Genomic DNA, 14218 nt, shown 5'->3' on the forward strand with positions numbered 1-14218 from the left:
CCTCCTTAAAAAATATTATAATATTTAATGTTTTAACCTTTAACCGCTCCGCTTGTAGCTCCGCCTGCCAGGTTCTTCTGAATGAATGCGAAGATCACCAGTACAGGGATCAGCGCTACCACACAGCCTGCCGCCAGGCCGGAATAGTTGGTATTGAATTCGCCCTGGAACACATTTAACGCCAGAGGTATGGTATAATTATCTTTTTTCGTAATAAATGCCGTTGCATAGATGAACACATTCCAGGAGTTGATAAACGCATACGCTCCGGTAGCCACAATGCTGGGCCTCATGGTAGGAAGCAGAATCTTAAATACCGCTCCTATCAGGGAACTTCCGTCCACCTGGGCGGCTTCTTCCAATGACCTGGGAATTGAGTTGTAATAACCCATCATCATAAACAGGCAGAACGGCAGGTTTGTTACCGAACAGGTGATGATCAGGGATGGAAGGGTATTGATTAACCGCAGCTTATTCATCGTCTCAAACAGAGGGATCATGAGCACTACAGCCGGAAACATCTGTGTGAACAGAAGCAGCACATACACAAATCCTTTGCCTCTGAAACGGTAACGGGACATGGCGTAACCGCCGATCAGCGCCAGCATGCTCACGATGAATGTGGTGGACACCGATACGATTAAGCTGTTCATGAAGTATTTGCTGAATCCAAGCTTTTGGAACAGGTACGTATAATTCTCAAAAGTGAGCACCTTAGGCCAATAGGTGATGGGCCTTGCGAATACCTCCGTGCTGGTCTTCAACGAAGTGACCAGAATCCAGTAAAAGGGCGCCAGAGTGATGATAATGAAAAATGCCAGCGGAATATGGAGCCAGAACACTCTGCCGATTCTTCTTTTCTGCTTGATATCCATTAATACATCTCCTCCTTTCCCATACCGCTTCCTGTAATGTAGATAAAGGCTACCACCATCATAATCAGGGTGGCAATGGCTGCCAATGCGGAAGCATATCCGTAATTCAGTTCGCCCTTAAACATCTGCATGATGTAGAGCGGCATTGTCATAGTCGCGTTGTTGGGTCCGCCGTAAGTCAGGCTGTAGATCAAATCCACCGCGTTAAAGGTCCAGATGGCGCGCAGCAGGGTTGTGAGCACGATGGTATCTTTAATCATAGGAATGGTGATTTTGAATAAGATCACTCCTGTGCCAGCTCCGTCGATCTTAGCCGATTCGTAGATATCTTCCGAAATGCTGGAAAGAGCCGATATGTAGCTGATGGTGAAGAACGGGATACCTCTCCAGATATTTGCCATAATGGCGGCTGTCATAGCCCTGTTTCCGCTGGAGAACCAGGAAATGTTCCTCTGGATGACGCCCAGTTTCTGAAGCACATCGTTTAAAACCCCGTAAGTCTCACCCAGAATCAAGCTCCAGATGATACCTACCATAACTCCCGCTACCGCCCAGGGAGACAATACCAGCGCCCGGTAAAGGCCTCTGCCCTTGAACTTCTTATTCAGCAGGTATGCCAGCCAGAAACCCAGTATGGTCTGGAAAAATACGCTGACAAACACCCATACGGCGGAGTTTTTAAGCCCTTTAAAAAACAGCTTGTCATTGGTGAATATTTCAATATAGTTCTGGAAGCCGATAAAGGCCCTGTCCTTTGGTTTGATTACTACATAGTTCTGAAGACTCATAATAAATACGTTAAGCATGGGCCATAGCATGAACAGAGCTACGAATAACACTACCGGAAGCAATAACAGGTATGGAATCGCGGCCCGTTTATAATAAAGCTTGCTTTTCACCCTTTGGCCTTTAAATGCGTTATTATTCTTCATCTTGTAACCTCCCTCCATTTTATTTAGTTGTTTTTAACTGTTTTTATTATATTTAAAATGATCTTTTAGTGCAATTGACACAACAAACAAGAAGAACCTATGCATTTTATACAAAACATGCATAGATTCTTTATTGAAATTTATTCGTTTCAGATTCATTTCAAACATGTCAGTGACATTTCTAAATGAAATTTTTATCAGTCCAAATTATACTTTTTCATCCGCCTCCAAAGAGTGGATGTGCTGATATTTAAAGCTCTTGCGGTTAAAATCCTGTTTCCGCCGTATTTTTCCAACGCGGCTTTCAGATTTTCCAGCTCTCCGGTCAGTAGTTCTCCGATGGGCTGCTCTTCAAACTCATCCTTATCCCTGATATTGTATAGATCATCCAGAAGATAATTTACGTAATCGGCAGTTATCTTCCTCCGCCTGGTGGTGAGGATCAGACGTTCACAAAACGCTTCAAGCTGCAGGTCATTTCCCTCCCAGTAATAATTGACGATCACGTCCCTGGCTTCATCGGTGAGAATATGGAATCTGGAATACAGATCCATATACTTTTTCACATATTCATCCACCAGAATTCTCACATCTTCTTTTCGTTCTGAAAACTCGGGAACCGTGAGGCGGAATGTCTGGAGCAGATAGTAGAGATCCTTTCTCATCTTACCGTTACGTTTCAGCTCAATCAGCTTTTTTGATGTACACCCGATAATCCTAACATCCAATTCCTGCACATTGTCATTGTCCACGATGGAGGAAACACGGCGCTTTTTCCGTATGGCCTGTAAGAGATGGTACTGGGCGTTCAGGGTCAGTTTATCAATGGCCCGGATTACAATTGTGCCGTAATTGGCCTGCATCAAAAGCCCTTTATCCTCCCCCTCGCCAAAAAGGACCTTCATCTGGTCCTCCTCCCGGATTCCGGCCACATTGACCACCAGAAACGGGCCGTTTTTTCTGAGACTGTAGTTGTGGATTCCCTGGCATAAATCCTCCAGCTCCTGGGCAGTCTTGCCTTCTACCAGAATGGGACTGGCGGACTGGGCATAGAGTTTGGCTAAATCCACCACATTTTTCAGGCTGGGCATCCGGGCCGCCAGCTCGTCCAGGCTGCCTTTTGCCACAAATCCACGGAGAAACTGCTCCCTCATGTTCTCTTCCCGGTCCCAGTTCAGCCGTTTCATCATATTGCAGGACACAATCGTACCGGTGATCATGCCGTCCACAGCAATCGGTTCCACCACCACCACCAGAGCCTGGTAATTGGTATTGATAAATGTGGAATAGCTGTCCATGGAACCATTTAACACCTGGCCGAAGGTATCCCGGTCCAGCCCCTCCAGCACATCCGCAATATGCCTGCCTAAAAGCTCTTCTGAAGAAGCCTTTAAAAGCTGTTCCATCATCCGGTTCATCAAAAGCACGCTGCCTTCCGCATCGGTCTTGATAATCCCATTAAATGCACTGTCCAAAACGGACACGAACTGGGCATAGCTCTGCTGTTCCACCCGGGAAGTGTAATACATCTTTTCCGCGTTGTTTAAAGCCACCTGAAGCGCTTCGCCGGTGGTGCGGAACAGCATGGCGGGAATCCCCTTCTAGTTAGCATAATTTACACACTGTTCCCCGCTGATCAGAAAGTCCATCCCTCTTAAAATGGCCTCTTCCACCTCTTCAATCCATGGCCTTTCGCTGTTTAAATCCCGTCTGATGATTCTCACATCAAACAGCTCTTCAAATTTAGACGTGTCGCACAGCATTCCTTTCCAGAAAAAGATACCGATCAACGGCTTTTTCTTTTTCAGTATCTTCTTTGCCTTCACAATCGACAGCCCCAGTTCCTGGGCCGTCAGCTCGATCTCCACAACCGGGATATTGGTATGCTGTTTCACCGCACTGGCCTGGCTCCCTCGGGAAATGACGATATTGGCCCCTTTGGCAATCGCATTTCTCGCTTCCAGCACCACGGTGTCGATAGTTGTTTCCTTAATATATACCACATGGTGTTTTTTCTTTTTTATAATCTCTTCTGCCTGTCTGCACAGAAGCGCATCGGGCAGGAGCAGAGCTATTCCAGCCATTTTATTACCCCCTCACAAAAGCTCCTCCAGAACCATGAATTCAGTATATCATAAGCGGCACATGGAGCAAATACAAATATGTAAGGAATCTCAAGAAAACCTTTTGTTGCAGTTACAAACCCAATTGAGCTATAATATAGCCAAACCAAGAGCGCGCCGGAACATCGCCTGCCGGCCCGCTCCAAGCAGTGAGGAGGCTCTAATGGACTTAGTCAACCAGTTTATAGAAAATTATAAAAGACGTTTCCAGTTCTATGAAACCGCAGGCCGGCTGGCGGCAAAGCAGTTGGAAGACGCCCTGCAGTCCGCCGGTATCCGCGCCATCGTCACATCCCGGGCAAAGAACCCAGGCAGGCTGAAAAGCAAAGTGCTCCGGAGAAATTCCAGAAGGGAAGTGCCCTATAAGAATATGAGGGAAATTTATGAGGATATTGCTGATCTTTCCGGCGTCAGGGTTTCCTTATATTTCCCCGGCGACCGTGAGAAGGCCAATGCTTTGATAGCCGATTTATTCGCGGTCCTGGAAACAAAACAGTTTCCCGAACAGTCAAAGCCTCCTTCTTATAATAAACGTTTTTCCGGCTACTGGGCCAACCATTACCGCGCCCATATGAGGGAAGAACATTTAGATCCGTCCCAGCAGAAATATGCAGCGGCCCGCATCGAAATCCAGGTAGCGTCTGTTCTCATGCATGCCTGGTCGGAAGTGGAGCACGACTTGATCTACAAACCACTTCAGGGGACTTTATCCGAAGAGGAACTGGCCATCATCGATGAGCTGAACGGTCTGGTGCTGACCGGTGAAATCGCCCTGGAGCGGCTTCAGAACGCGGGAAATGAGCGCATACGCAACAAGAGCACCTCATTTGTCAGCCAGTACGATCTGGCGTCCTACCTCTATAATTATCTGAGCAACAACTTCCGGCCGGAAGATATAGAGCTCAGAATGGGCAATGTAGAGCTGCTTTTTAAGCTTCTGAACCATTTAAAGATCACAACCGTTAAGGAAATCGAGCCGATCTTAAAATCCGTGAAATTTGAAAAGGACCGCCGCAACATTTCCCAGCAGATCATAGACCAGATCATAACAGGGAGTGAAAAGCGCTACCAGAGTTACAGGGAACTGCGCTCTGACGAGAGCAGGGCGGACGAAAAAACACGGCATGCGGTGGATGAATTCTTTACCCACTGGGTGCGTCTGGAAAATACCTTGAACCGGATGACCTATAAGAACGCGCCGCGAAGCCGGGGGGCCTTCAATATCAACTCCTTAAAGCGCCTCAATATCCTGAGCCAGGATGCGCTGGGCAAGATCGCATCCCTTAGGAAACTGCGCAATGTGCTGATCCATGATATTGAGATTCCGGATGTGGAAATGATCCAAAAGCAGGCGAGGGAGGCGCAGGAATTGCTGGGGAAGATAAATGAGATTTAAATTGGGATTTAGTTAGTGAAAGTTACGCAGGAAAGCGGGACGAGGGAGCGGAGGCGGGATTGGATGTTTGGAGGCGGGCATGGGGAGCGGAATCCGTCGGGGATGAAAACCTGCTTCCAACCGTAAGTGAAACTAAGACTCCAGGGATGGAAAAAGACGGTCCGATGCCCATTCACGGTAAACTCTTTATGGGACTTTACCGTTCAGTGGGCATCTCAGAAACTGATTTGGTTTTCAGTTTCTGCCCGTCTTTTTCCATCTCTGGAGCCTAAGTTTCACTAACGGTTTCCAGATGGCTTTCATCCCCGACGGATTCCGCTCCCCATGCCCGCCTCCAAACATCCAATCCCGCCTCCGCTCCCTCGTCCCGCTTTTCTGCTGGTTTTCTCTGGCTAAAGTAATTAAAATAAAGGGTGAAGGCATTTTCGAAAATGGCTTCACCCTTTAATGTAAATCCCCACACCATTTAACATCACCCCTCAAGGCATTTCCGAAAATGCCTTGAGGGGTTACTATTCTGTCCGCCCTTGCAGGCCTAGAACCACTTACGGTTGGAAGCCGGCCCCTGGTCCCGCAGGCCATGCCCGGCCCCGTTCCCAGGATTCATGGCGTTACTCTCGCCAAAATAAAGTAAAAAACCGGGTATATTTTAAAAATTGTATATTAATCTTAGAAAAAGTACATTTCCTAAACCTCCAGGCCGTTATATACTAAACTTACAATAACCATGGAGGTATCACTATGTATAAAGCCTACTTTAATAACCCCAACAACTTCATCTCCTCCGGTCAAATGTCCTGGTGCGGGGATTACTGTAAAACTCATTGGCCGGAGGAAGTCAGGCATATTCTCCGGATTGCGGACGATGCGGTGAACCATACGTTCCTGTTCGATCTCCGCTGGGATATGGAGCGTACTTATGAACCTGTCCATTTTGACGGCCCTGTCAAGTGGGATTATCAGCCGGGGGACGATCCGGAATTCATTTTTCAGTTTAACAGACACCAGTTTTTTATCTGCCTGGGGCAGGCGTATGCTTTGACCGGAAATGAAAAATATGCAGAAGCGTTTGCCAAACTGCTGGAATCCTGGATCAAAGAAAATCCGCTGACCGATCATTCCAGGGAAACCACCTGGCGGAGCATTGAGGCGGGAATCCGCGCGGAAACCTGGGTGAAGGCCATGGCTTACTTTAAGGACAGTCCCGTTGTCACAGAAGAGCTGATGGAACTTTATGTAAACTGTTTAACCGACCACGCACGCTATCTGATGGGATCTTACAAATATTTCCAGATTAAAAGCAATTGGGGGGTAATTGAAAGCAGAGGGCTTTTAGAAATCGGTTTAGCACTGTCCGATGCATTGGAAATCTCCAAAACCGGCGAAACCAAAACCTGGATAGAAACTGCCATCAGCCGCCTGGACGAGGGGTTGAGGGTTCAGATTATGGATGACGGGGTTCAGTGGGAGCAGTCTCCTATGTACCATAACGAAGTATTCCACTGCAGCATAGAAGCCCTCCGCCTGGCGAAACGGTACGGTTTTTCCATGCCGGAAACCTTTGTACATAAGGCGCATCAGATGGCACGGGTCAACCTGGCGTGGAAAAAGCCCAATCACTGCCAGCCCGCCCAGGGCGACAGCGACGAAACCGATCTCAGGGATCTGCTGGCCCAAAGCGCCTATTTGTTCGGCGATCCGGTGTTAAAATACGCCGCGTATGAACATTTGGATTTTGACGGAATCTGGGATTATCTGGAAGATGGGGTGAAGGCCTATGAAGCTATGGAACCCCAGAAACCGGACTTCCTCTTAAAGGATCTTAACAGCAGCGGGAACTTCTACCTGAGATCCGGCTGGAACGAAGACGATGATTTCTTCCATTTCCGCTGCGGAAGCCTGGGCGGCGGACACGGGCATTCCGACAAACTTCACATTGACCTGGTTTTAGGCGGAGAAGACATCCTGATGGATGCGGGCCGGTATCACTATGTAGGCGGCCCAATCCGGTACGAACTTAAAAATGCCCTCAGCCACAACACCCCAACCGTGGACAGCAGGGATTACCTCACCTGCCTGGATTCCTGGGGCGTGAGCGGCCTCTCCCCCGCTTACCGCCAGCCATACTGCCAAAAAGGGGAATTCACCCTGGTTCAGGGCGGTCACGGCGGATACCTGCAGGAAGGGCTGGGAGACGTCTATATCAACCGCAGGGTACTGGCTGTTGGAACCGGAGTTTATATCATTGCGGATACATTTTATGGCTCCACAGAGCATGTTTACCAGCAGAACTATCATTTTAACCCGGACGGAACCGTTGAACTGTCTGAACAGAAAAATTCCGCCCATTATACCGGGCGGAACGCGGAAGCTGATTTCATCTTTGACATCAATACGGAATGGGACGCTGCCGTCACATCCACCCGGATTTCCAGAAATTATAACCAGATGGAATCAAACCGGACCATCACCTTATCCCGGAAGAAAAACGGCTGCTGCACCCTGGTAACCGTCATCGCAGGCGGTAAAAAAGGTTCTTATGCAAAACCCCAGGTCACCCGTCTTGACGTCACCTCACCGGCGAGAGGGATCACCCTGCCGGAGGAAGATGCCCACGGACTGAGAATCACCTTTAACGGGCAGACCTATGTGGTGATCATCGGCCACAAAGATATTGCCGGAGCCAATGAAATGCTGTGCGCAGACGGATATATGGGACTGGGCACCGTCCTGGTCTTCAAGCCGGGAGAGCCAAAGACCGGAGGCACCGTACTCTGCTGGTAAACCGGCCCCTTTCACCGTTTCTGTTTGCGGTAATCTCCGGGCGTGATGCCATTTAACTGTTTAAACCGGCGGATGAAGCTGGAAACATTATAATAGCCCACCTGCTGGCTGATCTCTTTAAGCGTTAGCTTAGGGTCGGCCAGCAGTTTTTTTGCTCTCTCCATGCGGAAATCCGTGCTGTAGTCCAAAACATTCTGCCCGGTCTTCTCTTTAAAAAACTGGCTCAAATTGGGCAGCAGCATATTAAAATGTTCCGCTGTTTCCTGGATTGAAAAATCGCAGCGCAGACAGTTCTCTTTAATGTACACAAGGATCTCCTGAAGCAGCCGGTCGGAGTCCTGTTTCGGCTGGCCTGCCGGATGGGCGGTCAGTTCCGTGTTAAGCTGTTGGATCAGCCGGATCACGTCGTCCACGGTGTCCAGCTGCATGAGACACGATAGATCCACCGTATCCGATAACGTGTAATGGAATGAATCAGAAATTTCAATAAACATGCTGAGTATGTCAAAACAAATGCCTTTAGCCACAAACAGCGGCAGGTTCTTTCTCTGTATATAGTCGATCAAAGAGCCGACGCAGGCATGGATCACGTTCTGGTCCGCCCGGGCAATGGCCTCCTTCAACTGCTCAAACTGGCTTTTGGGATATGGAAATGCCGCATTATCCCCGGTCAGGAGGTCTTTATAGAGGATTGTATTTCCATTTCCTTTCACAAAACGGTAATCCAGGGCGCTGCGGGCCTCCAGATAGGAACGCGGAACCGAAAGAGTGCCGGAATAAAGCTTGCCCACGCCTATGGTCAGCTCCATGCGTGTTTCTTCTTTTACGGTCAGCCTCATCTGTTCCAATGCCTTTTCCGCCTTTTTACCAGATTCCTTTTTGGTTCCGTTAATCAGGATGATCTTATCCGGTTCCGGGGTAAATGTATAAAAACTTTCCATGGACCCGGACAGCAGCTCCTGAAGGCGCAGGGCAAACGCATCATAATCTTCGATTTTCCCGTGAACCTGAACCACCGCCACGAAGAACCAGTCATTTTCATATCCCATATTCAGATCCTGGACATCCAGGTTGAAATCTTCCCGGCTCATGTAATGTCCGGTCAGCAGTTTATGAATCCGGTTGCTCTTGATGGCCGCAGCGCTGCTTTTTAATTTAGCGGACAGATACTGGTTCTGGTCCGACAAAAAGTCCAGGGTGCTGGATATGGTTTCCAGCTCGCCATTCTGCCCCGGGCTGTCCAGCAGAGAGGACGCCTTCTCCCCCAGCCTGCGGATCGGGGAATAATTCATGCGCATCAGCACGGAGATCAACAGACCGGCCAGAAAAAGCACAAGCAGGGTGATGAACAGCAGTTCCCGGTTAATCATGTTAATCTTCTGTAAAAACTGCTGATCCCTGGGTACATGGGCCGTATAAGTCCATCCCGTCTGGTCGGATCTATGGACCGAGGTAAAAAACTCCTTTCTTTCCTCAGCCGCATCCATACTGTCAAACTCCGGATCCGAGGTAAAGAGCCGTTTCCCATCCCGGTCTTCTATGGACAGCACAACCCCGTATTTGCCCAACTGGTTGTGAACCCGGTTCCTGATCACATCCGCTTCTATAAAAAAGATGCAGGTTCCCTTTATAGTCTGGTAATCCGTATACAGCGGCTCCAAAACCGTGATATATTCCACATCTTTTCCCGGCGTCTTCACCATCTGAGCAGGCAGCACCATCCTGCGCTCTCCGTGAACGAGCTGCTCCTTCAGGCTGTCCGGATCGGTATTTTCAAACCGGTATAACTGCCCTAAAAAGAAATCCACTTTGCAGGTGGACTGGTCTATGTACATATAATCTTCATTCTGCAGATATAAGGCCATCTCCCTGATAAACGGATTGGTCGTACAGTAAATGGAAAGATTATTCACATACCGCCGCCCTTCCAGCGGATTGTCATCAAAATGGTATCCATTAAAATCCATCAAAAGGTGCATCTGATCCACAGTTCTGGCCAGCGTCTGCATCTCGGAATCAATGGTATCCCCGAAATGAATCAAATCCACATCCACCTGGGCCTGTATCTCCTTCTGATACGTACGGATAAACCGGTATCCGAACAGACCGTTAATCAGCAAAACAGGAATCAAAAGAACCAGTAAATAAGAAAGTAAAAATTTAAAGAAAAGTTTATCGAATTTTAACCCACGCATAGATGTCCCCCCATCCTGCCTTTCCAAAGCCAGAATAATTACATCAATTGTAACAACCAGCCCCTGACTTTGCAACCATCAAAAAAATGCCTATGTAGTAAAAAATGTATACTCCAAGTATTAAAACCAACGGTTTTATGGGCATTTTTAAACATTTCGCCCGGATTTTAAACGGTTTTTTATATAAATTTTGTATTATGCATTAAAAAATGAACATTGTAATTATATACTTTGCACACCTATAATCGTACCAGGAGGTGTGGCAATTGTCCAATAAGCAAACAAAAAAACCATTGCCGGTCCGAATCCAAAAGGCGGTCCGGAAAGACTGGCAGCTTCTTCTCATGTGTTCGCTGCCTGTCATTTATTTTATTGTATTCCACTATCTCCCTATGTACGGGGTACAGATTGCATTTAAAGATTTCTATGCAAGCAAGGGTATATGGGGGAGTGAATGGGTCGGGTTTAAGTATTTCAAACGTTTTTTTGAATCCTATCAGTTTTGGCCTTTGATCAAAAATACGTTGTCCCTCAGTTTCTTACAGATTCTGATCGGGTTTCCATTTCCAATCATACTGGCAATCCTTTTAAACCAGATGAAAAACCAGCGGTTCAGAAAGTTCGTCCAGACTGTGACTTACTGTCCGCATTTTATTTCCATCGTAGTACTGACCGGAATGCTGTACATTTTTCTATCGCCCCGTACCGGATTAATTAATAATATAATAACATTATTCGGCGGCGATCCGAAATTCTTTTTAGGTGAACCTTCCTGGTTCCGCCCCATATTCGTGCTGTCAGGCGTCTGGCAGAATGCAGGTTGGAGCGCCATCATCTACATAGCCGCTTTGGCTGGAATCAGCACCGATCTGTACGAAGCGGCCAGAATGGACGGGGCCAACAAATGGCAGATCATCCGCAATATCGACATTCCGGGGATCATGCCTACCATCACCATGATGCTGATCATGGAAATGGGAAAGGTGATGAACATCGGCTTCCAGAAAGCATACCTGATGCAGAACGGATTAAATATATCCGCCAGCGAGATCATACCAACCTACATTTACAAAATCGGCCTGATCGACGCCCAGTACAGCTATTCTGCGGCCATCAGTTTGTTCAACAACATCATCAATATTATTTTGCTGGTAACCGTCAATAAAATCGCTCAGAAAACCAGCGAAAACAGTCTTTGGTAGGGGGTGGGACAGATGATAGCAAAACTGAAAATGAAAAGCAAAGGCGACCTCATCTTTGATCTCTTCAACTATACCATGCTGGGCATTATCACCATACTGGTGCTCTATCCGCTGTATTTCATCGTAATCGCTTCCTTTTCGGACCCGGATTTCATCAATACGGGACAGGTCGTTTTCTGGCCCAAGGGCTTTAATGTCCTGGGATATCAAAAAATATTTGAAGACACCAAGATCTGGCGCGCATATGGAAATACCATTTTCTATACTTTAGTGGGAACCTGCATCAATATCGTGCTCACAATGCTCTTCGCCTACCCGCTTTCCAGAAAGGATTTCTGCGGGCGAAAGTTTTTAACATTCTTTATGATGTTCACCATGTATTTTCAGGGCGGCCTGATGCCCACCTACATACTGATGCAGAATATCCATCTGTATGACACCCCCTGGGTTATGGTCCTGCTGCCGGCAATCAACGTATTTAACGTGATCATCGCAAAGACCAATATCCAGAACAATATACCTGAGGAGCTGTATGAAGCGGCCGCAATCGACGGATGCAGCCATTTCAAATTCTTCTGTAAGATCGTGATGCCGCTGTCAAAATCCATTGTGGCTGTTTTAGTTCTTTATTACGGCGTGGCCCATTGGAATGAATTTATGAACGGTCTGGTCTACCTCAGAGACGAGGGGCTTTATCCCCTTCAGCTTGTGCTTCGCGGCATTCTGGTTCAAAATCAGGCTTCCGCTGACATGATGGCAGATATCGACAGCATGATGGCACAGCAGAAAGCGGCGGAGTTAATTAAATACGGTTTGATTATCGTATCCGCCCTTCCCGTACTGGTTATCTATCCATTCCTGCAGAAATATTTCGCTAAAGGGGTTATGGTGGGAGCTGTTAAGGGATGACGGATTGAATATCGGTTTTAATGTTTGGCTCTAATACAAACAAGCTATATAATGAATAAGGAGGACGTATCATGAAACAAAACAAGAAACGAATTTTAAGCGCGGCGATGGCGGCAGCCATGACAGCCGGAATGATGACTGCCTGCGTACCGCAGAAAACCACACAGGCAACCGCAGCATCCACTGCCACTACGGCTGCCCAAACCGAGGCTCAGGGCGGGTCTTCAGGGGAAAGCTCCGCTGCCGCCGAAAAAGGGCTGTTTAACGCGGCCGGACTCCCCATCGTCAATGAACCGGTCACTTACGAAATGGCCGCAAAGTCAAGGCACAACAAGAACTTCTCGGAGCTGGAATTCTTCCAAAAGCTGGAGGAAAACACCGGAGTACATATTGAATGGAACATGAGCTCTGAGGACGGATGGAAAGAGAAAAAAGGGCTTCTGTTCGCAGGCGAGCTGCCGGATGCATTTTACGGCCAGGCTATTTTAACAGATGTTGACGTGATTAAATACGGCTCCCAGGGCATGCTGATCCCCTTAAATGATCTGATCGACCAGTACGCCCCCAATGTAAAACACCTTTTGGAAAGCAACGATGAGTACCGCAAACAGCTTACCGCCCCGGACGGCAATATTTACAGCCTGCCTTCCCTGACCGAACTCTCACCCACCACTCATGACAAACTCTTCATCAACAAAGTGTGGCTGGATAAGCTTGGCCTGAAAGCGCCGGAAACCCTGGATGAATTCAGAGATGTTTTAATCGCGTTCCGGGACAATGACATGAACGGCGACGGACGTACCGACGATGAGATCCCGTTCACATTTCTCTACAACAGAAAAGAAAACGGCCTGTTCTCTTTATTCGGAAGTTTCGGACAGCTTGACAAACTGGATCATTTTATTGTAAAAGACGGCAAAGTCATCTATACGGCAATCACAGAACCGTATAAAGAAGCCATTGAATATTTTAATGGACTGTACAAAGAGCAGTTGGTGGACAAAGAGGGCTTCACCCATGATTTCAATGTGTTCACAGCCAAAATCAAAGCGCCTGAGAAAAATATCGGTTCCTTCATGGCCTGGAGCCTTTCCTCCAGCGCCGGAGCAAACAAGGATGATTTCATCCCCCTGGCGCCGCTTAAAGGGGCGGACGGCAAACAGATTTGGAACACATATACCTCTGCCATCAACTCAAAAGGTTCCTTTGCCATCACCAATAAAGCCCAGAACCCGGAAGTTCTGATGCGCTGGATCGACCTTCATTTTGACCCTGAAACCTCCCTTCAGATCGACCAGGGATTGTTTGGACGCACACTGGAAAAGAGAGAGGACGGCACCTATCACTATCTGCCGGTACCGGATGGCAAAACATTTACAGAAATGATCCACGACTACTCACCAGGCGTTAACAGCGTCGGCGCAGTCACCATGGATATCGCTTCCAAGCTGGAACTGAATGCGAACCTTCAGGAGAGAAAAGAACTGGATGAATTCTTCGCACCATACAACGTGCCCGCCGAAGAAGTGTTCCCAAGCGTTTACTTCACCATGGAAGAAGTGGAACAGATTTCTGCCCTGGAAACAGACATTAAGGCTTATGTGGATCAGTGCTATGCAAACTGGATTGTAAACGGAGGCATTGACACTGAGTGGGACGGATATTTGAAGAAGCTGGATCAGATGCATATTCAGGACTATATCGGCATCTATCAGACAGCATATGACCGTTATCAGTCGCTGGAATAATGGCTGATTTAAAGTAAAGGGTGAAGGCATTTTCGAAAATGCCTTCACCCTTGA

Annotated in this window: 12 protein-coding genes; 6 read left to right on the forward strand and 6 right to left on the reverse strand. The window is 47.6% G+C overall.

The features are described 5' to 3' along the window. Positions 1–32: 32 nt before the first annotated feature. The 4 genes from GPL15_RS06295 to GPL15_RS06310 form a co-directional block, all read right to left on the reverse strand. Positions 33–875 carry a carbohydrate ABC transporter permease gene (locus GPL15_RS06295; protein WP_215697116.1) on the reverse strand — a complete coding sequence of 281 codons (843 nt, stop codon included), beginning with the start codon at positions 873–875 and terminating at the stop codon, positions 33–35. Next, positions 875–1807, reverse strand: coding sequence for a sugar ABC transporter permease (locus tag GPL15_RS06300; protein ID WP_215697118.1), 933 nt, complete (start codon positions 1805–1807; stop codon positions 875–877). Before GPL15_RS06300 ends, GPL15_RS06295 begins: the two co-directional genes overlap by 1 nt. Before the next feature lie 197 nt (positions 1808–2004). After that, positions 2005–3393, reverse strand: coding sequence for a sigma 54-interacting transcriptional regulator (locus tag GPL15_RS06305; protein ID WP_215697120.1), 1389 nt, complete (start codon positions 3391–3393; stop codon positions 2005–2007). Positions 3394–3408: 15 nt separating this feature from the next. Then, on the reverse strand, positions 3409–3891 hold the full coding sequence (locus GPL15_RS06310) for a PrpR N-terminal domain-containing protein (RefSeq protein WP_215697122.1): 483 nt from the start codon (positions 3889–3891) through the stop codon (positions 3409–3411). A 202-nt stretch (positions 3892–4093) separates the two neighbouring features. On the opposite strand from GPL15_RS06310, the gene GPL15_RS06315 reads away from it, so the two are divergent. Further along, the gene (locus GPL15_RS06315) at positions 4094–5326 is read left to right on the forward strand and encodes a RelA/SpoT domain-containing protein (protein ID WP_215697124.1); all 1233 of its coding nucleotides are present in this window, start codon (positions 4094–4096) and stop codon (positions 5324–5326) included. Between the two features lie 59 nt (positions 5327–5385). After that, complete coding sequence (locus GPL15_RS06320; RefSeq protein ID WP_215697126.1) at positions 5386–5598, forward strand: hypothetical protein; 213 nt, start codon at positions 5386–5388, stop codon at positions 5596–5598. Here the strand turns inward: GPL15_RS06320 and GPL15_RS06325 are convergent. Then, on the reverse strand, positions 5595–5792 hold the full coding sequence (locus GPL15_RS06325) for a hypothetical protein (protein WP_215697127.1): 198 nt from the start codon (positions 5790–5792) through the stop codon (positions 5595–5597). The two genes, GPL15_RS06320 and GPL15_RS06325, sit on opposite strands and share 4 nt — an antisense overlap. A 275-nt stretch (positions 5793–6067) precedes the next feature. Between GPL15_RS06325 and GPL15_RS06330 the strand changes: the two genes are divergently transcribed. Continuing rightward, positions 6068–8110: a heparinase II/III family protein gene (locus GPL15_RS06330; RefSeq protein WP_215697128.1), complete on the forward strand. Its 2043-nt coding sequence runs from the start codon at positions 6068–6070 to the stop codon at positions 8108–8110. Between the two features lie 11 nt (positions 8111–8121). Here GPL15_RS06330 and GPL15_RS06335 read toward each other — a convergent pair whose 3' ends face one another. After that, positions 8122–10305 carry a helix-turn-helix domain-containing protein gene (locus GPL15_RS06335; protein ID WP_215697129.1) on the reverse strand — a complete coding sequence of 728 codons (2184 nt, stop codon included), beginning with the start codon at positions 10303–10305 and terminating at the stop codon, positions 8122–8124. A gap of 257 nt (positions 10306–10562) precedes the next feature. Here GPL15_RS06335 and GPL15_RS06340 point away from each other — a divergent pair, with 257 nt between their 5' ends. From GPL15_RS06340 to GPL15_RS06350, 3 genes are all read left to right on the forward strand, one after another. Next, positions 10563–11507, forward strand: coding sequence for an ABC transporter permease subunit (locus GPL15_RS06340; protein WP_346344906.1), 945 nt, complete (start codon positions 10563–10565; stop codon positions 11505–11507). Positions 11508–11519: 12 nt separating this feature from the next. Beyond that, a complete protein-coding gene (locus tag GPL15_RS06345) occupies positions 11520–12416 on the forward strand; it encodes a carbohydrate ABC transporter permease (protein ID WP_252198131.1) in 897 nt (298 codons plus the stop codon). Positions 12417–12487: 71 nt separating this feature from the next. Continuing rightward, positions 12488–14164, forward strand: a complete 1677-nt coding sequence (locus GPL15_RS06350) for an extracellular solute-binding protein (RefSeq protein WP_215697130.1) — start codon at positions 12488–12490, stop codon at positions 14162–14164. Positions 14165–14218 lie beyond the last annotated feature (54 nt).

Source organism: Clostridium sp. MCC353 (assembly GCF_018785315.1).
In the GTDB taxonomy this organism is placed as follows: domain Bacteria; phylum Bacillota; class Clostridia; order Lachnospirales; family Lachnospiraceae; genus CHH4-2.

Bases quoted from the DNA above. Each gene is read 5' to 3' on its own strand.
- GPL15_RS06295 (WP_215697116.1), bottom strand. From the start codon at position 875: ATGGATATCAAGCAGAAAAGAAGAATCGGCAGAGTGTTCTGGCTCCAT.
- GPL15_RS06330 (WP_215697128.1), top strand. From the start codon at position 6,068: ATGTATAAAGCCTACTTTAATAACCCCAACAACTTCATCTCCTCCGGT.
- GPL15_RS06310 (WP_215697122.1), bottom strand. From the start codon at position 3,891: ATGGCTGGAATAGCTCTGCTCCTGCCCGATGCGCTTCTGTGCAGACAG.
- GPL15_RS06325 (WP_215697127.1), bottom strand. From the start codon at position 5,792: ATGGTGTGGGGATTTACATTAAAGGGTGAAGCCATTTTCGAAAATGCC.
- GPL15_RS06315 (WP_215697124.1), top strand. From the start codon at position 4,094: ATGGACTTAGTCAACCAGTTTATAGAAAATTATAAAAGACGTTTCCAG.
- GPL15_RS06300 (WP_215697118.1), bottom strand. From the start codon at position 1,807: ATGAAGAATAATAACGCATTTAAAGGCCAAAGGGTGAAAAGCAAGCTT.
- GPL15_RS06345 (WP_252198131.1), top strand. From the start codon at position 11,520: ATGATAGCAAAACTGAAAATGAAAAGCAAAGGCGACCTCATCTTTGAT.
- GPL15_RS06350 (WP_215697130.1), top strand. From the start codon at position 12,488: ATGAAACAAAACAAGAAACGAATTTTAAGCGCGGCGATGGCGGCAGCC.
- GPL15_RS06335 (WP_215697129.1), bottom strand. From the start codon at position 10,305: ATGCGTGGGTTAAAATTCGATAAACTTTTCTTTAAATTTTTACTTTCT.
- GPL15_RS06305 (WP_215697120.1), bottom strand. From the start codon at position 3,393: ATGCTGTTCCGCACCACCGGCGAAGCGCTTCAGGTGGCTTTAAACAAC.